This is a genomic window from Bacillota bacterium (assembly GCA_013177945.1).
GTDB lineage: Bacteria > Bacillota > DSM-12270 > Thermacetogeniales > Thermacetogeniaceae > Ch130.
Genome location: JABLXW010000014.1, coordinates 66,093 through 88,015, shown reverse-complemented (window position 1 = coordinate 88,015; position 21,923 = coordinate 66,093). Strand labels below are relative to the sequence as shown.

The following is a 21,923-nucleotide window of genomic DNA, read 5'->3' as shown; positions in this document are numbered from 1 at the left end:
TCAGGGATTCCTGATCAGTTCCCAGATGCGGGGGTCTTCCTGCCCCAGCCGCCAGGCGACGAAGCCGGGCAGCTGCAGGGCCCTGATCAGATTGAGTTTTACCGCGAAGCTGCGGGCATCTTCAAACCAGACGATGCGGCGGATGCCGTTTAGAGTGTAGGTGTAGGTTGACTCCTGGGCCCTTTCGTCATAAATCACGGGGACCCCGAGGCGCCGGGCGCGGCTCACCGCTTCGGCGTGGGATAAGGTTTCGGGGAAGCCGCCCTCCGCCAGCCAGTCGTAGCCGTAAACGGCCATCCCGAGCTTGATCTTCTGGCGGGCAATTTCCGTCAGGGCAAAATTGAGCACCGACTGGACGAAGTTAATGGAGGCAATGGGGCCTGGTTGCATGAAGTGCTCGTCATAGGCAAGGATGAAGACCTGATTGCTGTACTGCCCCAGAACGGCGTAGGAAAAAGCCCCGGAAAAAGGATGATGGGGATCGTCGGCTACTTTTGCGGGAGCTGAAATTGTAACGAGAAACCGGGGTGCCAGGCGGAAATAAAGTTCGCTCATAAATAAATTGAGGTAGAGCCGGTCCGCCGGGGGGACGAATTGGAAGTCAATGTTAACTCCCGCAAAGGACCTTGTTGCGAGCAGTCGCGCAATACTGTCGATGAGGCGAAGACGCAGAAAGTTATTAACCAGTAAATCGTGAATGATCACACCCAGCTGAGGATTGGCGTAATTGTGAACGATGGCAAGGATGGGGATGTTGCGCCTCTTTGCCAGCTTTTCCACCTCCGGGTCTGACTGGTCCAGAAGCCCCCCTTCGCCTGTGACCCCAAACCAGAAGGGAACAAGGGCGTCTATCTCGTCCAGGTGCCGGGTGAAGCTGGCCTTGGCATCTGGCATGTTGACATAAAACCAGAGCCGCTCCAAAAAAATCACCTCGCAGTTCTTTGCAGAGTTTTGCTTGATCTTACTGGAAGTTTATGCTAATTTTTCTCCGGATGCTCCTTAAAGTTGCCGTGAGGTTGTCGTTTAAGTTTCTGTCTTGGTTGAACGAAAAGAGGGATTTAAAATATTTTTGTTGCAGATCATATCTGCTATACTAAATAGTAGCGATTCAATGGCAGTTGCCCCTTCAGATCTCGTGTTGCAGGATTGGGTCCTCTTCGCGGAAAGAGAGGCCTGAAAAGGTTGCGGTGAAAGAAAAAAGCAGGAAGGCCCCGCATAGGGTGCCGTTGCAGGGAGCCGGGGGGCAGGAGGATGGGGATCTACAAGGCCGAAGCGATTGTTTTGCGGAGCCGGGTTTACGGGGAGGCGGACCGGCTCCTGACCCTTTTTACCAGGGAAGCGGGAAAGGTTTCTGCCATTGCAAAGGGGGTGCGGAAGCCCACCAGCCGCCTCCGGGGCGCCGTTCAGCTCTTCAGCCACACGCACCTCGTGCTTTACACCGGGAAAAGCCTGGACACCATCACCCAGGGGGAGGCTGAGGAGACCTTTTCTTTTCTCCAGCACGACCTGGAGCGCCTGGCCGCAGCCAGTTCCTGCGCCGAACTGGTGGACCGCCTCACCCTGGAAAAACAGCCCCTGGAAAAGGTTTTTCAGCTTTTGCTCGCGGCCCTGCGGGCCCTCGAAAAAGGGAGCCCCGAACTCCTCGCCCGCGTTTTTGAGATCAAGCTGCTGGCGCTCCTGGGCTACCGGCCCCGGCTTGAGGAGTGCGTGCTGGGCGGGCACGAGGGATGGAGGCCCCCGGAGCCCGGGGCCCGGGAGGCGGGCCCCGTCTGGTTCAGTGTGGAAAAGGGAGGGGTGCTCTGCCCTTCTTGCGCGGAGCGCTGCCCCGAGGCTTATCCCCTTTCCCCGGCCACCGTCGGCGCCCTGGACTACTTTTTGCGCACCCCCCTGGAGAGGGCGGTGCGGGCGAAAATCGGGAAGAAGAGCCTTTCCGAACTGGCCGTGCTGCTCCGTTCTTTTCTGGGATACCATGGGGAAGTGAGCGTCCGCACCTGGAGCTTCCTCGACGCCCTGCGGAAGGGCGAGGTTTCCTCTCTGCAGGGTGCAGGTGAGGTATAGCAAGGTATAAAAGGATGGCGCGGGGGAACATTAAATGAAAAGGAGGTGTCATAAATGGACAACATGAGCGAGCAGCTGCTGGAAAAGATCGATGTCCTGCGGGAAAGAATGGACGTTACATACAAAGAGGCAAAGGAGGCCCTCGACAGGGCGGGCGGGGATCTGGTCGAGGCCCTCGTTCTTCTTGAGTCTGAAAAGGAAAAGTGGACGGAGAAGATTCAGAGCAAGGGAGAAGAGGTGCTGGCGCGCCTCAGGGGTTTTTTTGAAAAAAGCAGCGCCACGAAGATCCGCCTCAAGAAAGATGACCGCACGCTTCTCGAACTTCCGGCAACGGCGGGGATGCTCGGTCTGGTTGGCGTGCTCATGAGCGCGGAGCTGGCAGTGCTGGGCGCCATCGGAACTGTTGCCGCCCTTCTGAACAGGTGCACCCTGGAAATTGAGCGCGCCGGCGAGGGAGAGGTTGCCGGCCCGGCTGAGGAAGGGACCGGACTGCAGGGTTGATGCAGCAGCCGGCCGCGCAAAGCCGCCAGGCGTTGTTGCCAGTTATTGCCCGCGGGTCTTGACATCTTTGAGGATCACTGTTAAATTTTAAGACAATAATTTTTATAGTCGGGCGAATTTGCGGTAAGAGTTAACAAAAGAGCAATCGGAGAAAGGCAATGAGAGAGAGGAGTAGCCGCCGGAGGCCCGGTCAGCGAGCCGGGTTGGGTGAAAGCCGGTCGGGCAAGGCGGTGAAGGGCGCTCTCGAGCGGCAAGAGGAACCCCTGCTCTTCGATGACAACGAAGCATATCGGCAACGCCCATCCGGTAATGAAAGTGCCTCTGGGGGGCAGGGCAGTAAAGCTTGCGAGGGAACTGAGGGGGTGCCTTGAACAAAGGCACCAAGCAGGGTGGAACCGCGGGGATCAACCCGTCCCTGCAGCGGCAGGCTGCGGGACGGGTTTTATATTGAGAAGGAGGTTTGGGCCTTGGCTTGCTGGACCTTTCAAGAGATCATCCATGCTTTAAACGAATACTGGGGCAGGTTCTGCATCATCCAACAGCCCTATGATCTGGAAAAGGGGGCAGGCACCATGAACCCTGCCACTTTTCTGCGGGCGCTGGGGCCGGAGCCCTGGAACGTGGCCTATGTTGAGCCCTCCCGGCGCCCCACCGACGGCCGCTACGGGGAGAATCCCAACAGGCTTCAGCATTACTACCAGTATCAGGTTATCTTAAAGCCCTCTCCCGATGATGTGATCGACCTTTACCTTGACAGCCTGGCGTATCTCGGGATCGACCTTCCCAGCCACGATGTCCGCTTTGTCGAGGACAACTGGGAATCTCCCACCCTGGGCGCCTGGGGGCTCGGGTGGGAGGTCTGGCTGGACGGGATGGAGATCACCCAGTTCACGTATTTTCAGCAGTGCGGGGGGATCGACTGCCGGCCCGTAAGCGCCGAAATCACCTACGGGATCGAGCGGATCGCCATGTACATCCAGAAGGTGGACAGCGTTTTCGACGTCATCTGGACGGGGGACATCACCTACGGTGACGTGCACCACCAGGGTGAGGTCGACTACTCCCGCTACAACTTTGAGGTGGCGGATACCCAGATGCTCTTCACCCTTTTTGATATGTACGAAAAGGAGGCAGCCCGCGTCATCGAAAAGGGCCTGGTGCAGCCCGCTTACGATTACGTCCTCAAGTGCTCTCATACCTTTAATTTGCTGGACGCGCGGGGTGCCCTGAGCGTCTCGGAGCGGACGTCTTACATAGCCCGCGTCCGGCACCTGGCGCGCCTCTGCGCCCACGGGTACCTTGCCCAGCGGGAGCGGCTCGGCTACCCCCTCTTGAGGGATCCCGCGGCGCGCGCCCGGCTCGGGCTCCCTCCCCTGGAAGAGAGGAAAAGACCGGCCCCGGTTGCCGGGTAAGCGGCAGTTGCCGGGTCAGCAGAAAACAAGGAGGTTGTTGCTGGTGGACTTCTTGCTGGAAATCGGGACCGAGGAGCTTCCGGCGCGGTTTATGGAGCCTGCACTCCGGCAGCTCAAGGAGCTGGGAGAGGCCATGCTCACCGAAAACAGAATCGATTTTGAAGTTGTCAAAACCTGCGGAACCCCCCGCCGGCTCGTTCTCTACGTTTTTAACATCGGGGAGCGCCAGGCCGACCTCGTCGAGGAGGTGAAGGGCCCTCCCCGGCGGGCGGCCTTCGATGAAGAGGGGCGGCCCACCCGGGCGGCGGAGGGTTTTGCCCGGAGCCAGGGGGTTCAGGTTGCAGACCTGGTTGTGCGGGAAACCCCGGCAGGGGAGTACGTCTTTGCCCGGAAGCTCATTCCGGGGCAGCCGACCCGGGAGGTCCTGGGGGAGCAGCTTCCCCGGTTGATCACCCGCCTGTCTTTCCCGAAGCCGATGCGCTGGGCTGACGGGGAATTGAAGTTTGCCCGCCCGATCCGCTGGCTCCTCTCCCTGCTGGGAGAGGAAGTGGTTGAATTTGCCCTGGACGGACTGAAGGCGGACCGGTTCACCTACGGGCTGCGTTTTGTGTCAAAAGAACCCATTACCGTCCGGACGCCCGGGGAATACCTGGAGCAGATGCGGCGCGCCTTTGTCATCGTAGACCAGGAGGAGCGCAAAAAAATGATCTGGGAGCTTGCCCAGACGGCGGCCGCCCAGGCCGGGGGGAAGGTGCTTCCCAACCGGGAACTGCTGGAGGAGGTTACCCATCTCGTGGAGTATCCCACCTCTCTTGTCGGCAGCTTCCCCCCCCGCTTTCTGCGCCTTCCGCCGGAGGTGATCATTACCCCCATGCAGGAGCACCAGCGCTATTTCCCGGTCTGGAATGACCAGGGGAAGCTCCTTCCGAAGTTCATCGTTTTCTGCAACGGGCCGGTCAGAGACCCCGACCTCGTCCGGGAAGGGAACGAAAAGGTGCTGAGGGCGCGCCTCCAGGATGCCGAATTTTTCTACGAGGAGGACCTGAAAACACCTCTTGCAGACCGGGTGGAGAAACTGAAAACCATTGTTTTCCTGGAAGGGCTGGGAACGGTTTACGACAAGGTGCAGCGCCTGGTGGCGCTGAGCCGGTATCTGGGGGAGGCCCTGAGGCTTACGGAGAGGCAGCGGGAGGTGGCAGAACGGGCCGCCCTCCTTGCAAAGGCGGACCTGCTCACGAACATGGTCTACGAGTTTCCGGAACTGCAGGGGATCATGGGGGCCGAGTACGCTGCTGCTGGCGGCGAAAACAAAGGGGTCTGCCAGGCGATCAGGGAGCATTATCACCCGCGCTTTGCGGGTGACGAGCCTCCCAGGACGAAGCCGGGGGCTGTAGTGGCGCTGGCCGATAAAATCGACAACCTTGTGGGCTGCTTCGGTCTGGGTCTGGAGCCCACAGGCTCCCAGGATCCCTACGCCCTGCGCCGGCAGGCTCTGGGAATCTGCCACATCGCCTTCTCCCAGAAATTTGATTTTTCTCTTGCCGCCCTGATCGAGCAGGCCTACCGGGCCTACCGGGATGCGGAATTCAAGGCACCCCTCGCGGCCGTTCAGGAGGGTTTGTCCGACTTTTTCCGGGCGCGCCTCCGCAGCCTCTTCCTGGACCAGGGCTACAGCTATGATCTCGTCGATGCCGCCCTGGGCCCCACCCACGACCGCTTCCTCGTCGTCCGGGCGCGCCTTGAGGCCCTGGCGGAAATGAGGGGGACGCCCGCCTTTGACGCCCTCCTCACGGCCTACACCAGGGCGGCAAACCTGGCGCGCCATGCTGCCGGGAAGGAGGTCAACCCCGCCCTTTTTGCCGAAGAGGAGGAGCGGGAGCTTTACCGTGCCTGGCAGAAAATTAAAAAAGACGTGGCCCGCCTGGTGCGGAAAATGGATTTCAGGCAGGCGCTGCAGGTAGGGGCCTCTCTGGTGGAGCCCATCGACCGTTATTTTAGGGGGGTCATGGTGATGGTGGAGGATGATGCTTTGCGGGAGAACCGGCTTGCCCTCCTGCAAGACATTGCCGCAACCCTGGGTGAACTGGGAGATCTTGGCAAAATCGTGAGGCAGCAATAATTTCATCTTCAGGAAAAATTCCCGTCGCGAAGAAGGACTTTTCAGGTAGAAATCGTATATAATTGTAGTATATATTTTAGAGAGAAACGGGAAATAGTATAGCACATTTTGCAATTATTATTGAGACCTGTTTTCTTGAATTTAAAGAAGATTCCCGGTCGGGGTGCGGAATCTCCGACCGGGGCAGGAATTCTGGAAAAAGAGAGGTCTCTACCCATCGAACTGACACCCCGGCAGGAACAGATTCTCGAAATCGTCAAGAGGCATGCCCCCATCACAGGAGAGCAGATCGCCGCCCTGCTCAATGTGCGGCGCGCCACCCTGAGGCCTGATTTAACCGTTTTAACGATGGCAGGTCTTTTAGAGGCCAGGCCCAGGGTAGGCTATTTCTGCAGCGGGAAGACGCCCCGGATGCTGGCAGCCGAGGAAATCCGCCGCCTGAAGGTCGACGAAGTGAAGGCGGTTCCGGTTGTCGTGAAGGGCGACACTTCCGTTTATGATTCCATTGTTGCCCTTTTTACCGAGGACGTGGGGACCCTTTTCATTGTTTCTGAAGAAGGATACCTGGAGGGCGTTGTTTCCCGGAAGGACCTTCTGAAGGTGGCTTTGGGGCAGATCGACCTGCATAAGGTTCCGGTCCGGGTCGTTATGACCCGTGTTCCAAACGTGGTTACCGTAACCGGGGAGGAGTCCGTTTACGAGGCCGCGCGCAAGCTGTGCGAACACGAAATTGATGCCTTGCCTGTTGTCGTTCCTCAGGTGATTGAAAACGGAAAAGAAAGGCTGAAAGTGACCGGGCGGTTTACGAAAACCACAGTTGTGCGGATCTTTGTGGAGTTGGGGGAAGGTAAATAGTTTGTTGAGAGGAGATGTTTTCCTTTATGAGGATTCCGGTAATTTTCGTGGTCTCTGATTCACTAGGAGAAACGGCGGAGTTTGTGGCACGCGCTGCAGCAAGCCAGTTCAATGCGGGGAGATTCGAAATCCGGCGCTTTCCCTATGTAAGTGAAAGGAGTACGATTGCCCAGGTGATCGAAGAGGCGAGCGCAGTGCCCGGCGTGATTGCCTACACTCTGGTCATCCCTGGGCTCAAGGAAGAGCTGGAGGAAATGGCCCGCGCCAGGAACATTCCGACTGTAGACATCCTGGGGCCGATGCTGGAGGCGTTGACCAGGGCCACCGATCTGGTTCCCAAGATGCAGCCGGGGCTTCTGCACCGCCTGGACGACCAGTACTTCCGCCGGGTGGAGGCCATTGAGTTTGCGGTAAAATACGACGACGGCAAGGACCCGCGCGGCCTGCTTTATGCTGATGTGGTGCTCATCGGGGTTTCCCGGACCTCCAAGACCCCGGTCTGCATGTACCTGGCCCACAAGCGGATCAAGGCGGCCAATGTTCCCCTCGTCCCGGAGGTGGCGCCGCCCGCCGAACTCTTCAAAATTCCGGCCCGGAAGATCATCGGCCTCACCATTAAACCAAATCCGCTTAACCAGATCCGCATGGAGCGCTTGAAGGCGCTCGGTTTGACTACAGATGCCGAGTACGCCAATCTCGACCGGATCCAGAAGGAGCTGGCATATGCAGACCGGATTATGGCCCAGTTGGGGTGCCCGGTCATCGATGTCACCAATAAAGCGGTGGAGGAAACGGCGAGCAAGGTTTTAGAAATTTATTATAAGGGGGAGCGAGATGTTAGGTAAAAAGTACGTTTACCTGCTCGATGAGGGAAGGGCTGACATGAAAGATCTGCTGGGGGGGAAGGGGGCAGGGCTGGCGGAAATGACCAATCTCGGTCTCCCTGTGCCGCCCGGTTTCACCATCACCACAGAAGCCTGCAATGAATACAACGCCCGCCAGAAGGAGTTTCCGCCCGGTCTCGAAGAGCAGATTCAGAAGGCCCTGCACATCCTGGAGGAAAGGACCGGGAAAACCTTTGGAGATCTGAACAACCCTCTCCTTGTTTCCGTTCGTTCCGGAGCGGCGGTTTCCATGCCGGGGATGATGGATACGGTCTTGAACCTGGGCCTGAACGACCGGACCGTTGAGGGGCTGGCGGCAGCGACGCAGGATGAGCGCTTCGCGCTGGACTGCTACCGGCGTTTCATCCAGATGTTCGGCGACATCGTACTGGGAATTGAGCACTCCCGGTTTGAAGAGGTGCTCACCAGGTGCAAGCAGCAGCATGGTTTGGAGTACGACCATCAGCTTGACGCGGGCCTGCTGAAGGAGGTAATCCGGGAGTACAAGGAAATTGTGAAAACGGCCACAGGGGAGGATTTTCCTCAGGATCCCATGACGCAGTTGCGCATGGCCGTCAAGGCAGTCTTTGATTCCTGGAACAACCCCCGCGCTGTAGTCTACCGGAAGGTGCACCAGATCCCGGACGACCTGGGGACCGCCGTCAACGTCCAGGCAATGGTTTTCGGGAATATGGGAGAGAGCAGCGGAACGGGCGTGGCCTTCACCCGGAATCCGGCAACCGGAGAGAAGGTTCTCTACGGGGAATACCTGATGAACGCCCAGGGCGAGGATGTGGTGGCAGGCATCCGGACGCCTCAACCGCTTGCAAAGCTGCAGGAGGAAATGCCGGAGACCTACCGCGAGTTCGAAAGGATAAGTGAACTGCTGGAAAGGCACTACCGGGATGTCCAGGACATTGAGTTTACTATTGAGCGGGGCAGGCTCTACATGCTTCAGACCCGGACCGCCAAGCGCACCGCCGCTGCGGCGGTTAAGGTGGCCGTCGACATGGTCCGGGAAGGACTGATTACCAGGGAAGAGGCCGTGGCTCGGATCGAGCCCGGCCAGCTGGACCAGCTCCTGCACCGTCAGATCGACCCCAGGGTAAAGCTGGAGGTGATCGCGCAGGGGCTTCCCGCCTCTCCAGGGGCCGCCTCAGGAAAAGCGGTCTTTGATGCTGATGAAGCCGAGAAGCTGGGGCAGAGCGGGGAAAAGGTGATTCTCGTCCGGACGGAGACGACGCCGGACGACATCCACGGGATCGTTGCTGCACAGGGAATTCTTACCAGCCGGGGGGGCATGACCAGCCACGCCGCCGTGGTGGCGCGGGGGATGGGGAAGCCCTGTGTCTGCGGCTGCGAAGCCCTGAGGATTGACTACGAGGCGAAGAAATTCACGGTCAACGGCCTGGAGGTCAGGGAGGGAGACCTGATCTCCATCGACGGGAGCACCGGGAGGGTGATCCTGGGCGCCGTTCCCCTGATCGAGCCGGAGCTGAGCGAGGAGTTCCGCGTCCTGCTGGAGTGGGCCGACGAGATCAGGGTTCTCGGGGTGCGGGCGAATGCCGATACGCCGGGAGATGCCGCGCGGGCGCGGCAGTTCGGCGCCGAGGGGATCGGGCTCTGCCGCACCGAGCACATGTTCATGGCGCCGGAGCGCGTGCCCATCGTCCAGGCGATGATCCTGGCCGAAACCCCAGAGGAGCGCAAGCAGGCCCTGGACCAGCTCCTTCCCATGCAGCAGGGAGATTTTTACGGAATTTTGAAGGCGATGGACGGGCTTCCCGTTACCATCCGGCTCCTCGACCCTCCGCTGCACGAGTTTCTTCCTAAAACTGAAGAGCTGGCGGTGGAGATTACCCAGCTCAGGCTGACGGGTGGAGACCGCGAGGAAATTGTCCGGAAGGAGGCGATCCTCCGGAGGGCGCGGGCTCTTTCGGAGTTCAATCCAATGCTCGGCCACCGGGGCTGCCGGCTCGGGATCACGACCCCGGAGATTTACGCCATGCAGGTGCGGGCGATCCTGCAGGCAACCGCGCAGTTGATTAAGGAAGGCTACCAGCCGCGGCCGGAAATCATGATTCCGGTGGTGATGGGGGCGGAAGAACTGGCAATCCTGAGGGAGCTCTGCCTGGAAGTGATGCAGGCTGTTGCCGCGGAAACGGGGATTAAACTGGATGTTCCCATCGGGACGATGATCGAACTCCCGCGGGCCTGCCTCACCGCCGACGAGGTGGGGAAGGTGGCAGACTTCTTCTCCTTCGGCACAAACGACCTGACCCAGACGACCTATGGCTTCAGCCGGGATGACGCCGAGGGGAAGTTTATCCCCCAGTACATCGAGAAAAAGATCCTGGCGCACAACCCCTTCGCCGTGCTCGACCGGGCCGGGGTCGGAAAGCTGGTAAAAATGGCGGTGGAACTCGGCCGGCAGGCAAACCCCAAGCTGAAGCTGGGGATCTGCGGGGAGCACGGGGGAGAGCCCAACTCCATCGAGTTCTGCCACCTGACTGGCCTGGACTACGTGAGCTGCTCTCCCTACCGGGTTCCCATCGCCCGCCTCGCAGCTGCCCAGGCTGCAATCAAGCACAGAAAATAATCCCGGGGCGGTGTCTTCGGCCTTTTAGCCCTTCATCTGTCAGACAAATGCTTTCCCGGGTTCTTTGCCCGGGAATTTATTTTTGCGGCAGGAACATGGGGTGCCGGGAAAGTATATAATAATGTTAGCGTGTTTTGCTTTTTACGCTGGGGTGGGAGGTGGAAGGGTTGTTTATTGTGGGCATCAACGGAAGCGCCCGGAAGGATGGAAACACCGCTTTCCTTGTTCGGGAAGCGCTCCTTGTGGCCGAGGCCCTCGGCGCAAAAACCCATTTGGTCCACGCCGCGGATGTCCTGGCCGACCTGGAAATGCCTTTTTGCAGGGATTGTTCCTCACCCTGCAAGGGAAGCTGCGGAGAGGGGAACAAGCTCGGCGCCGCCCTGGACCTCTTGCGCGCTGCAGATGGTTTGATTGTAGGGAGCCCGGTTTACTTTGGGACGATTTCCGGCCAGTTGAAGGCGTTCTGGGATAAAACGAGGGTTCTCCGCGGCGAAAAGGCCCTTTTGAATGTGGTCGGCGGGGGGGTTGCGGTGGCGGGAGCCCGCTTCGGGGGGCAGGAAGCCGCCCTGAAGGCGATTCACGATCTGATGCTGGTCCAGGGGATGATTGTGGTGGGAGACGGCCACCGGGATTACGACTGCGGGCACCAGGGTGCCTGCGCCCAGCGCCCCGCGAAAGAGGATGAGAATGGCATCAACCGCACGCGCATCCTGGCGCGGCGGGTTGTTGAAGTTGCCGAGGCGACTCAGGGTTTAAGGCTCCGCCGCTAGGGGGTGTGCCTTTGAAAGAGCGGTCGTGCATCCGGAGCGAGATTGAGAGGCGGGAAGCCGCCTATCTCTCCCGCTATGCCGTTTTAAGTGCCCGCACCCGCGGGCGTCTTTTCCCTGAGGAACCCTGCCTTGTCCGCACCGAATTCCAGCGGGACCGCGACCGGATCATCCACTCCAAAGCCTTCCGCCGCCTCAAGCATAAAACCCAGGTTTTTATTGCGCCGGAGGGGGACCACTACCGGACGCGGCTCACCCATACTCTGGAAGTTGCCCAGATTGCCCGGACCATTGCCCGCGCCCTCAGGCTCAACGAGGACCTGACGGAGGCCATCGCCCTGGGTCACGATCTCGGCCACACGCCTTTTGGGCACGCCGGGGAGGAGGCCCTGAACGAAGTTTTCCCCGCCGGGTTTCGCCACAACGAGCAGAGCCTGCGGATTGTCGAAAAGCTGGAGGGGGAAAGGGGGCTCAACCTGACCTGGGAGGTGCGGGATGGGATCTTAAACCATACGGGGCCCGTCAAGCCTGCCACCCTCGAGGGCCAGATTGTCAAGATTGCGGACCGCATCGCCTACATCAACCATGATGTCGACGACGCCCTCCGGGCCGGCATCATCAGGCTTGAGGATCTGCCCCGGGAAAGCATCCGGGTTCTGGGGGACCGCCATAAAACGCGGATCAACACGATGGTGCTGGATTTAATCCAGCACAGTTGGGACAAGCCCGAAATCAGAATGGGGGAGGCTGTTCAGGAGGCGACGGATAAGCTCCGGGAGTTTCTTTTTCAGAATGTTTACATTGGATCCCTGGCAAAGAAGGAGGAATTAAAGGCGCGGCGAATAATAAAGATTTTGTACCGGTATTACGTAGAAAACCCGGCGGATCTTCCTGTTGAGTTGCAGGAAAAGGCCAAAACTGAAGGGATTGAACGATGCGTTGTTGACTATGTGGCAGGAATGACGGACAGGTTTGCGATTAAAACCTTTGAAAAGCACTTCCTTCCCTTTCCCTGGGTTGACGCGTGAGGGTCCCGCAGGTAAAAGAGGAGATAACAGGAAAGCGGCGAACTAAGTTTTAAAGAAGCAACAAAGGGATGGATGGCTGCATGGCGGGGCTTATACCTGGGGATTTTGTGGAAACGGTTCGGAACAGGATAGATATTGTCGAATTGATCGGCGAGTATGTGGTTTTGAAAAGAACGGGGCAGAACTATGTGGGGCTGTGCCCCTTTCACCCGGAGAAAACCCCCTCCTTTACCGTTTCGCCTGCGAAGCAGATTTTTTATTGTTTTGGCTGCGGTACGGGAGGAAATGTCTTCACTTTTTTAATGAAAAAGGACCACCTTACCTTCCCGGAAGCCGTTGAAGCACTGGCGCACCGGCTGGGACTGGTTGTCCCCCGTTCCGGCGAGGCCAGGGGGGACAGGGAGCGCAGAGAGGGGTATTACGAATTAAATAGCGAGGCTGCTGCATTTTATCATAAGATATTACGGGATGAAGCAGCAGGGGAAAAGGGCCGCGCCTACTTGAAAGGGCGCGGGGTTTCCCCGGAGATGTGGGAAAAATTTTCGCTGGGTTTTGCCCCGGAGAGCGGGACGGCTTTGCTGGAATTCCTTGAAGGCAGGGGTTATTCCCGGCAGGTGCTTGCCAGGGCGGGTTTAATCCTGATCCGGCAGGGAGTGCAGCAGGACCGCTTTCAGGGCCGCGTCATTTTCCCGATCTTCGACCCCCAGGGGCGCTGCCTGGGCTTTGGGGGGAGGGCTTTAGGGGAAGAACAGCCGAAGTACCTGAATTCGCCGGAATCTTTTGTTTTCAGCAAGGGAAGAAACCTCTACGGGCTTCACCTGGCAATACCCGGGATCCGGGAAGAGGGCCGGGTGCTGGTGGTGGAGGGCTACATGGACTGCATTGCGGCCCACCAGTACGGTTTCACAAACACGTGCGCAGTGCTGGGGACCGCTTTTACCCGGGAGCAGGCCAGGCTTCTGGTGCGCTATACCCCCGAAGTCGTCCTGGCCTTCGACCAGGACGCGGCAGGCTCTGCCGCCAGCCTGCGGGGCGCGGGTTATCTCCTGGAGCTGGGGGCGCGGGTTTACGTCCTGGATCTCCCTGATGGGAAGGATCCGGATGAGTTCCTGCGCAGCCGGGGGAGGGAGGCCTTCGCGGCCGCCTTGAAGGAGCGCGTCATGTCCCATCTTGAGTACAAGCTGGCGCAAGCCATGCAGCAGTCCGATCCGGAGACCGTTTTCGGCAAGGCGGAGATCGTCGGAGCGCTCCTGGAGGACCTCGCCCGGATCGAAAACCTTGTGGTGCGGGATGGGTACATCAGGCTGATCTCCGAGCGGCTTGGGGTTGCGGAGGGGGCGATCCGGGCCGAACTGCTTCGCTACATCGGCAGGGAGCGGGTAAGAAAGGATAGAAATGAAAAAATTAGATATACTATGGAAAAAGGCAAACAAGTTTTCGCAGCACAAAAGCTTTCCGCGGCCGAGGCCGCCCGGCGCGGGCTTTTCAGGTTGATGTGCTCGAACCGTGAGGTTTGGGAGTACGTGCGGCAGGAGGTGGGCCTGGGAATTTTTGAAGGGAAGCTGGGAGACTACGTCCGCCTCCTGGAGCAGTTCGGGTGGACCACCCCTGCCGAACTCCTGGAGAGAGTTCCCGAGGAGGATCAGGCGGAGCTGGCCGGGCTCCTTCTGACCGGCACGGAGCAGGACCTCGACCCGCAGCAGCAGGAGCGGATCCTCAGGGATTACCTGCAGGTTTTGAAAAAAGAGCAGGTAAACTCCCGGATTGCAGCGGTTCTTGCAGCTTTGCGGGAACGTGAAAGGAACGGGGAACTGGAAGGAATTAAGGACTTGATGGCAGAATTACATGGTTTGTATGCGCAGCTCGAGGTTTTGAAAAAACAGCTGCTTTTTTCAGAAAGATCTTCGTAAACCCTGAACCGCGAAACAGGTTCGTTCTTTTAAGACAGGCGACTTAACCGGCAGAACAGCGGGAAAGGAGGGAGACCGGTTGAACGAAAACCAGTTCAAAGATCAGTTGAAAATCGAGGCAGTAAAGGAACTCATACAGCGGGGGAAGAAAAAGGGGTGCCTTACCTACCAGGAGATCATGGACGCCCTCCAGGGGATTGAACTCACCCCGGACCAGATAGATAACATCTACGAGCATTTTGCGGCAATGGGGATCGAGGTCGTTCCTGAAGGTGGGGACGGCCCGGCCTTCGAAAAGGACAGGGAGGCCCCTCCTGATGAGGAGATCGAGGTGGATCTTTCAATCCCCGAGGGGATCGCCATTGACGATCCCGTGAGGATGTATTTAAAGGAAATCGGCCGCATTCCCCTGCTCACCGCCGAGGAGGAGATCGAGCTTGCCAAGCGGATTGAGCAGGGTGACGAAGAGGCGAAGCGCCGCCTCGCGGAAGCGAACCTGCGCCTTGTTGTGAGCATTGCCAAGCGCTACGTCGGCCGGGGGATGCTCTTTCTCGACCTGATTCAAGAGGGAAATCTGGGACTGATCAAGGCGGTTGAGAAATTCGACTACAGGAAGGGGTATAAATTCAGCACTTATGCAACCTGGTGGATCAGGCAGGCGATCACGCGCGCCATTGCCGACCAGGCGCGGACGATCCGGATTCCCGTGCACATGGTGGAGACTATAAACAAGCTTGTCCGGGTTTCCCGCCAGCTGCTCCAGGAGCTCGGGAGGGAGCCCTTGCCTGAGGAGATTGCCCAGGAGATGGACATTCCGGTGGAGCGGGTGCGGGAAATCATGAAGATCGCCCAGGAGCCTGTATCCCTGGAAACTCCCATTGGGGAAGAGGAGGACAGCCACCTGGGGGATTTTATCGAAGACGAAGACGCCCTTGCCCCGGCGGAGGCAGCTTCTTTCATTCTCCTGAAGGAGCAGCTGGAAGAGGTCCTGGATACCCTGACGCCCAGGGAGAGGGAGGTGCTGCGCCTCCGTTTTGGGCTTGATGACGGGAGGGCGCGCACCCTGGAGGAAGTGGGACAGAAGTTCAACGTTACCAGGGAGCGGATCCGCCAGATTGAGGCCAAGGCCCTCCGGAAACTAAGGCACCCCAGCAGGAGCAAGAAGCTCAAAGACTACCTGGAATAAGAAAAAGCCCCACTCCATCAGAAGGAAGGGGCTTTTTGATTCAGGCCCCGTAAAATCAAAAGGGAGGGCGGGCCTGGCCCGCCTGGGAAGGCATGGGTTTCACGTTCCAAAACTGAAGCTGGAGGGAGGCTGAAGCGATGAAGAGGAAGATCGTCAGGATCGATGAAGAAAAATGCGACGGCTGCGGGCTCTGCGTGGAGGCCTGCCATGAAGGAGCCCTGCAGCTGGTAGACGGCAAGGCACGGCTGGTTTCGGAGTCGTACTGCGACGGCCTCGGGGACTGCCTGCCCGAGTGCCCTGCCGGGGCACTTTCCATTGAGGAACGGGAGGCGGCTGCTTATGACGAGGAGGCCGCGAAAAGGCACGCGGAGGTGCTTAAAAAGGCCGCCCCGGAGAGGCTGGCCTGCGGCTGCCCCGGCACCACCGCGAGGGTGATTAAAAGGGAGGGCTGCACCCACGAAGCTCCGGCGCCGCAGAAAGCGGCGGCGCCGGAATCCCGGCTTCGCCAGTGGCCCTGCCAGATCAGGCTGGTGCCGGCCGGGGCCCCCTACCTGGACGGTGCATCCCTGCTGGTGGCGGCAGACTGCACGGCCTATGCGTATGCGAACATCCACGAGGACTTCATGCGGGACAGGATCACCCTCATCGGCTGCCCCAAGCTGGACGACTTCGACTACGCCGAAAAACTGGCAGAGATCCTGAGGGCCCACGAGATCGAGGACATCACCGTGCTCCGCATGGAGGTGCCCTGCTGCGGGGGGATTGTGAAGGCGGTGGAGCGGGCCCTCGCCGGAAGCGCCAGGGAGGTTCCCTGGCGCGCGGTGACCATTGGCACCGACGGGAGGGTTCTCGAAGGCTGATGGCGGGCCGGCCGGGAGGCCGGAGGAGCTCCGTGGTTTACGGGGGCTCGGGTGGACGGGGCAGGGAGGAGTTTTGGCCCTCGTGTGGAGAGGGGCGGGAGGTGTCCCCTCCCTTCCGGCCAGCAGGCAGGCGCCCTGCCCGCCGCGCCGCGTCCCTCAACAGAAACTCGATGTGGGAGTTTACGCTCCGCAGTTCATCTGCCGCCCAACGCTCCAGGACTTCGTAGAGCCGGGGATCCAGCCTGAGCAAGAATTTTTTTCTGCCGGGGGTCGAGCCGGACATAAGACCCCACGCCCTAATACAGGCTGCCCACGTTGATCACCGGTTGGGCGGCGCGTTCAGAGACGATGGCTACCAGGAGGTTGTTGACCATCAGACATTTGCGCTCTTCGTCTAGGCTCACCAGGTTGTCCTGCTCCAGTCTGGAGATGGCCATTTGAACCATTCCCACCGCGCCTTCCACAATGCGCTGCCTGGCCGCAATGATGGCTGCCGCCTGCTGGCGCTGCAGCATGGCCCCGGCAATTTCCGGCGAGTAGGCCAGGTGGGTCAGGCGGGCCTCCAGCACCTCCACTCCGGCCACGGCAAGGCGCTCCTGCAGCTCCCGCGCCAGTTCTGCCGCCACTTCCTCGGCGTTGCCTCGGAGGGAATACCCGCTCTCGTCCTCGAAGGTGTCGTAGGGGTAGCGGGTGGCCACGTGGCGCAGGGCGGTTTCGCTCTGGATCTCCACGAACTGTTCGTAGTTGTCCACTTCGAACACCGCCTTCGCCGTATCCACCACCCTGAACACCACTACCGCCGCGATTTCCACGGGATTGCCCTCCACGTCGTTGACCTTCAGCTGCTTGCTGTTGAAGTTGCGCACCCGCAGGGAAACTTTCCTGTGGGACGTCAGGGGGGCGACCAGCCAGAACCCGCTCTCCCGAACGCTGCCCAGGTAGCGGCCGAAGAATGTCAGGACGCTGGCCTGGTTGGGCTGGACCACGGTAAGGCCGCTGGCTCCAAAAGACGCCGAAAGGAACAGCAAAATGCAGAGCAGCAGCTCAGTCCAGCTCCACCTCTCCCCGACGATTTGAGCGATGGCAAAATAGGCACACCCGCCGTAGAGCAGCAGAATCACCAAAAGCCCCAGAAACCCGCTGGTCTTCCATGCCTTGATTTCGTTCACACCGGCAGCCTCCTCCTGATATGGTTTTGCTATGTTTATGATATCACACTGATATAATTCTTTGCAAGGGGACTTTCTTTCTCCAGAGTGAAGCCCCGGGCTTGCCTGTCGCGCCCGGGGCTTCCTGAACTCAACCGGGGGATTTTCCTTTCCGTCGGACCTGGCGGGACGCCGGATTGGAACCTGCATGTTGGGGGTACGGACTGCCTAAAGGGCGGTGGACGGCTTGCGATCGAAATAGATGTTCTTGCCCGTCGCGGAGATTGGTATTCCCACCACCAGTTCTCCCTCGATCATCTTCAGCTCCCGCGCCACGGCACCGATCCTGTACATGATCCTGTTGTCGGCATTCAGCAGCCCGGCGGTTTTGGCCGCAGAGCCCAGGGCAATGCCCAGGTCCAGCAGCCTCCAGGCGCAGATCGGGCCTGCAAACTCCGAGCTTTCGGCGGTATCGGGCAGCTCCGCGCATGTGGAGAAGCCGCAGGCTCCGCAGTTGAGACCTAATTTTTTGGCATTGCTCAGCGCTATCAGGAGAACAGCGTCGGAATTCCTCACGTTTTCACCGTCGCGGTCGAAGTCCTTCTTGTTTTTTCTCACCCCGAATTCCACCATGGCGTCAGCCAGCTTCTCCAGTTCTTCCCTGCCTATTATTTTGGTTTTGATGTAATCCTTTCCCCCTGCCTTCGGTGCGGTCCTGGCTGCCAGCTCCATTAATCCGGCCACCATCAACATAACGTCCTGCTTCATCCTGCGAAACCACTCCTCTTTTAAATTTGGGGTTTTTTCAGGCGATCCCGGTAAAGTTTCAGGTATCTTCGCGCTTTAATGTCTTTGCCCAGCAGCAGATCTGTGCCGCGAACGGTTTCCATCAGGCCGGGTGCACCCGGGTTGACGATGGGCAGGGTTGCTCCGTTAAGGATGCTTAAAGCCAGGAAACTGTTGTTTAAGTACGGCCTGTAGGGGAGCCCGTGGGAGATGTTGCTTGAGCCGAGAGCCAGGTTTGCCTTCAGCTCGCCGGAGATCAGTTTCATGGTTTCTAAGGTCACCTTGCCTGCCGTGTGATCTATACCCACTGCTGTCACCACGGGATCGAAGACAACGTCCTCCACCGGTATGCCAAGGGCACAGGCCCGTTCCAGAATCCTTTTTGCAATTTCCAGGCGCTTCATCGGGTCGGTGCTGATGCCGCTGTCGTCTAAGCATAGGCCAATAACGGCTGCGCCGTAGTCTCTGGCCAGGGGCAAAACTTTTTCCAGGGATTTTGTTTCACCCGATACACTGTTTATTAACGGTTTCCCCGGGCATACCTTAAGGGCAGCCTCGATGGCCTTAGGGTGTGAAGAGTCTATGGATACCGGAAGTCCTGTTGCTTCGGCTGCGAGCCTTACCGCCTGCGGCAGGATGGCTATTTCGTCGACGCCGGGTGCACCCACGTTTACATCTATCACATCGGCGCCTTCATCCTTTTGCGCCAGAGCCTCCTTTTCTACCAGTTCGAGCCTGCCTTCGCGCAGGGCCGTGGTTAACTCTTTCTTCCGGGTAGGATTGATCCTTTCTCCGATCACCACCGTTGGTTTGTCGGGCGATGCCTCAACGGTGGTTTCTGTTCCGGAAAGAATGGTAATCATAGATACTCCTCCTCTTTCTCTTGCTGTTCTACCTGGTACGTCAATCCGTATTCTTGAGATGTTTCGTCAAGGGCCTGCAGGAGACAGTTTTCTAAAGAGCCCTGGTCGATCTTGTATGCAATTAAGGCCGTCTTTAACAGGGCCTTTGACGACTTTGGAATCGGCGCTTCGGAAAATTTGATTGCGGCGGCACCACCCGTGGTGCTGCCGAATATCAAACCCCGATCCACCTCCAGGGAAGCCTTGATGTGCCCCAAAAAAAGTTTTCCGTTGTTTAGCCGGGACCGCATTCGTCCTAGCAAGGCCAGGACGAATTCTGACCACTGCTCTGCCGTAAAGTCAAAGGCGCCGTCCAGCTTAATTCTTCTGCTTGCCACCGAAACGTGGAAATCTGAGGCGCAAGGATGACTATCCAATTCGGAAAAGCACCTCCCTGGCTGCTTTATCTCCTCTGCTTAAAAGATTGCCGGCAACGACAGGAATTTCCGGACGCAGTTCCCTTATTCTTTCCAGAACGGATTGCAGCTCGCCGTCCCCGCACAGATCGACTTTGCTTACCACTATCAGGTCTGCGTTCATAAGGGCGTCCGTGATGAGATGCTCCAGCTCCTTCATCAGCATCTGGAACCTTGTGGCATCCACCAGCACCACATTGACCACGGGAACCTCGGCACTCCAATAACGAATGGTATCTATGATTTGGCTTGACAGTGCGATGCCTGACGGCTCGAGAACCAGCACATCCACGTTGCCGGCGTTCGTTATTGCCTGCAAAGTTTTAATCAAATCGCTGCTTGTCTGGCAGCACACGCAGCCGCTGAAAAGCTCGTATAAGCGAACCTCATCCCAATCCCGGAACAGATCGGGATCGATGCCAACGTCTCCCACTTCGTTGATTACGGCTGCGATCCTTTTTTCCTGCTCGACCAACAGTCTTGCCAGCTCCAATGCAAGAGTTGTTTTTCCGCTTCCGAGAAACCCGGAAATCAATAGGATCCGCAAAGCTTTCAACCTCTTTTCTAAAATGCGGGAGGTTCGGGAAAGTGCATTTCTTTCAGGTACAGCCGCAGGAAGTCTTCCCGGCCGGAGAGGGGAATGTATTTCACCTTTCGTGCCAGCATCAGGCTTTCGGCGTAGGCATCCTTGGATAGCAATGCCATTTTGGCCCCCTCTCCCGCAGCATTTCCCACCGAAACGATTCTGTCCAGGGGCAAGGGGGGTATCAGGCCGATTCCCCGCGCGCTTTCCCGGGATATGTAGCTGCCAAATGCTCCCGCCAGGATAATCCGATCCAGCGAGTTTATCGTCAGCCCCAGTTCCCGCATCAGAATCTCGATGCCGGCCCGAATCGCCCCCTTGGCCAGCTGGACCTGGCGGATGTCTTGTTGGGTGAGGATTATAGGCTGCCCCGCTTCTGTTTCGGATTCTTGAGTCAGGACGATTGCCCTCCCCTTTCCCCAGGGCACTACTCTGTGCCTTAAAGGGCCGGGTACACTTTCCTTGGGCAGGATTCGCCCAGAGCCGTCCATCAACCCCAGCAGCCTGCTTGCGTAGATGGCATCGATGAGGCCCGAGCCGCAGATCCCCTTGGGCGGCAGCCCGTTGATGGTGTGGATTTCAAAGTCGCTGCCGTCGCCCACCCTGACGTGGTCGATGGCTCCGGCGGTGGCGCGCATCCCGTAAAGAATACGCGCCCCTTCAAAGGCAGGCCCCGCCGCAGCCGAACAGGCGGCCATTTCATTCTTTGTTTTTAAAACAATTTCACCGTTTGTGCCGATATCGATCAGCAATGTAGGATTCCGGCTGTTGGGCATGCCGCTGCCCAGGATGGCGCCTACCGTGTCGGCCCCCACAAAGCTCCGTATGATCGGAAGAGTTCTGACCAGCCCGTTTTTGTTAATGGCGATTTTGAGATCTGGCGCCCGCACCTCGATGGCTTCTTCCAGTACGGCGTGATAGGGGGCCACGGCCAGGCTTTGGGGCGAGATTCCCAAAAAAAAGTGGATCATGCAGGTGTTCCCGACGGCAACCAGGTCGTAAATGAATTCCCGGGACACCCCTGCTGCATCTGTGACCCTCTCGATAAGCTCGTTGACCCCATTGATCAGGAGTTGATGTAAAACTTGAAGGTTCTCGGGTTTGCGCCTGATGGAACTGATCCGGCTCAGGATGTCGGAGCCGAAGGAGGCCTGGGGATTTTCCATGGCGGCGACGGACAGCTGCCGGCCGGAAGATAGTTCTACCAGATACCCGACCATTGTGGTGGTACCGATGTCGAGGGCCAGGCCGCAAATCGGTTTCTCGCAGTCTCCCTCGAGCACATCAACCAGGCGGTTACCTTCGATTAATACTGCAATGCGATCCGATGACATCGTGGCTATACGGCGCAGGAGGTCCAGGCTAATTTCCACATCTTCCTTGCCCTTTTCGGCCAGCGCTTTCTTGAGTCTGCATGTGAGAGAGGCGGGCTCGGAAGCAGAGGCCTTGGGGATTTCCAGCTTTTCCAGGGAAAATCGGGGAGCGATATTCCAGATCTCCTCTCCTTTCAGGCCTGCCTTGCTCTCCGCCATACCCCTGGCCGCAGGCACGATCACCGTTGCGTTTTTTACGATTCGGGCCTGGCATGCCAGGCGCATGCCATCCTTGGCAGACTGCTCCTTGAGGATTTTCTTTTCTCTTTTTGTCGCCGGCGCAAGCCCGGAGACTTCTTCCACCAGGCACTTGCCGCATCTTCCTTTGCCGCCGCATACAGCAGCAAAAGGGACCTTTGCCTTCCTGATGGCTTCCAGTACATTGGTGCCGTATGGCACGGCTATTGTTATATTTGCCGGCAAAATAGTTACGTTGAGTTTCATGGCCCGGTTACCTTTGAGAAAATTTTCCATGCTTTAATTGCCTTACACGCCCTATTTCGGGGCGTGTAAGGCGTTAGGTTAAAGAGGGGGGA

At 58.5% G+C, this 21,923-nt stretch carries 20 protein-coding genes; 12 read left to right on the top strand and 8 right to left on the bottom strand.

Features of this window, described 5'->3' with window-relative positions; translation table 11 throughout:
* Window positions 1–894, bottom strand: a complete 894-nt coding sequence (locus HPY58_09635) for a glycoside hydrolase (protein ID NPV29892.1) — start codon at window positions 892–894, stop codon at window positions 1–3.
* Window positions 895–1,251: 357 nt separating this feature from the next.
* Here HPY58_09635 and recO point away from each other — a divergent pair, with 357 nt between their 5' ends.
* The 12 genes from recO (at window position 1,252) to HPY58_09575 (ending at window position 16,179) form a co-directional block, all read left to right on the top strand.
* A complete protein-coding gene (recO, locus tag HPY58_09630) occupies window positions 1,252–2,058 on the top strand; it encodes a DNA repair protein RecO (protein ID NPV29891.1) in 807 nt (268 codons plus the stop codon).
* A gap of 63 nt (window positions 2,059–2,121) precedes the next feature.
* The gene (locus HPY58_09625) at window positions 2,122–2,559 is read left to right on the top strand and encodes a DUF4342 domain-containing protein (protein ID NPV29890.1); all 438 of its coding nucleotides are present in this window, start codon (window positions 2,122–2,124) and stop codon (window positions 2,557–2,559) included.
* Between the two features lie 467 nt (window positions 2,560–3,026).
* On the top strand, window positions 3,027–3,971 hold the full coding sequence (glyQ, locus tag HPY58_09620) for a glycine--tRNA ligase subunit alpha (protein NPV29889.1): 945 nt from the start codon (window positions 3,027–3,029) through the stop codon (window positions 3,969–3,971).
* 37 nt (window positions 3,972–4,008) lie between these two features.
* Complete coding sequence (locus tag HPY58_09615; protein ID NPV29888.1) at window positions 4,009–6,090, top strand: glycine--tRNA ligase subunit beta; 2,082 nt, start codon at window positions 4,009–4,011, stop codon at window positions 6,088–6,090.
* A gap of 216 nt (window positions 6,091–6,306) precedes the next feature.
* A complete protein-coding gene (locus HPY58_09610; protein ID NPV29887.1) occupies window positions 6,307–6,945 on the top strand; it encodes a helix-turn-helix transcriptional regulator in 639 nt (212 codons plus the stop codon).
* Window positions 6,946–6,971: 26 nt separating this feature from the next.
* Window positions 6,972–7,790, top strand: a complete 819-nt coding sequence (locus HPY58_09605) for a kinase/pyrophosphorylase (GenBank protein ID NPV29886.1) — start codon at window positions 6,972–6,974, stop codon at window positions 7,788–7,790.
* A complete protein-coding gene (locus tag HPY58_09600) occupies window positions 7,780–10,428 on the top strand; it encodes a pyruvate, phosphate dikinase (GenBank protein ID NPV29885.1) in 2,649 nt (882 codons plus the stop codon). Before HPY58_09605 ends, HPY58_09600 begins: the two co-directional genes overlap by 11 nt.
* 167 nt (window positions 10,429–10,595) lie before the next feature.
* A complete protein-coding gene (locus HPY58_09595; GenBank protein NPV29884.1) occupies window positions 10,596–11,198 on the top strand; it encodes a flavodoxin family protein in 603 nt (200 codons plus the stop codon).
* Window positions 11,199–11,227: 29 nt separating this feature from the next.
* Complete coding sequence (locus tag HPY58_09590) at window positions 11,228–12,223, top strand: deoxyguanosinetriphosphate triphosphohydrolase (GenBank protein ID NPV29883.1); 996 nt, start codon at window positions 11,228–11,230, stop codon at window positions 12,221–12,223.
* Between the two features lie 80 nt (window positions 12,224–12,303).
* A complete protein-coding gene (locus HPY58_09585; GenBank protein NPV29882.1) occupies window positions 12,304–14,133 on the top strand; it encodes a DNA primase in 1,830 nt (609 codons plus the stop codon).
* A 79-nt stretch (window positions 14,134–14,212) separates the two neighbouring features.
* Entirely contained in the window at window positions 14,213–15,319 is a 1,107-nt protein-coding gene (rpoD, locus tag HPY58_09580; GenBank protein ID NPV29881.1) for an RNA polymerase sigma factor RpoD, read from the top strand.
* 137 nt (window positions 15,320–15,456) lie between these two features.
* Complete coding sequence (locus HPY58_09575) at window positions 15,457–16,179, top strand: 4Fe-4S binding protein (protein ID NPV29880.1); 723 nt, start codon at window positions 15,457–15,459, stop codon at window positions 16,177–16,179.
* Window positions 16,180–16,216: 37 nt separating this feature from the next.
* Here HPY58_09575 and HPY58_09570 read toward each other — a convergent pair whose 3' ends face one another.
* The 7 genes from HPY58_09570 to HPY58_09540 all read right to left on the bottom strand — a co-directional run bounded on the left by HPY58_09570 (window position 16,217) and on the right by HPY58_09540 (window position 21,831).
* The gene (locus tag HPY58_09570; GenBank protein ID NPV29879.1) at window positions 16,217–16,429 is read right to left on the bottom strand and encodes a hypothetical protein; all 213 of its coding nucleotides are present in this window, start codon (window positions 16,427–16,429) and stop codon (window positions 16,217–16,219) included.
* 46 nt (window positions 16,430–16,475) lie between these two features.
* Window positions 16,476–17,348, bottom strand: coding sequence for an SPFH domain-containing protein (locus HPY58_09565; GenBank protein ID NPV29878.1), 873 nt, complete (start codon window positions 17,346–17,348; stop codon window positions 16,476–16,478).
* Between the two features lie 207 nt (window positions 17,349–17,555).
* Window positions 17,556–18,095 (bottom strand): hypothetical protein, encoded by a 540-nt coding sequence (locus HPY58_09560; protein ID NPV29877.1) that lies wholly within the window; start codon window positions 18,093–18,095, stop codon window positions 17,556–17,558.
* 20 nt (window positions 18,096–18,115) lie between these two features.
* Window positions 18,116–18,976 carry a dihydropteroate synthase gene (locus tag HPY58_09555; protein ID NPV29876.1) on the bottom strand — a complete coding sequence of 287 codons (861 nt, stop codon included), beginning with the start codon at window positions 18,974–18,976 and terminating at the stop codon, window positions 18,116–18,118.
* Window positions 18,973–19,392: a hypothetical protein gene (locus HPY58_09550; GenBank protein NPV29875.1), complete on the bottom strand. Its 420-nt coding sequence runs from the start codon at window positions 19,390–19,392 to the stop codon at window positions 18,973–18,975. The genes HPY58_09555 and HPY58_09550 overlap by 4 nt, the downstream gene beginning before the upstream one ends.
* On the bottom strand, window positions 19,385–19,987 hold the full coding sequence (locus tag HPY58_09545) for a hypothetical protein (GenBank protein ID NPV29874.1): 603 nt from the start codon (window positions 19,985–19,987) through the stop codon (window positions 19,385–19,387). The genes HPY58_09550 and HPY58_09545 overlap by 8 nt, the downstream gene beginning before the upstream one ends.
* Before the next feature lie 8 nt (window positions 19,988–19,995).
* Window positions 19,996–21,831: a DUF4445 domain-containing protein gene (locus HPY58_09540; protein NPV29873.1), complete on the bottom strand. Its 1,836-nt coding sequence runs from the start codon at window positions 21,829–21,831 to the stop codon at window positions 19,996–19,998.
* Window positions 21,832–21,923: the final 92 nt, after the last annotated feature.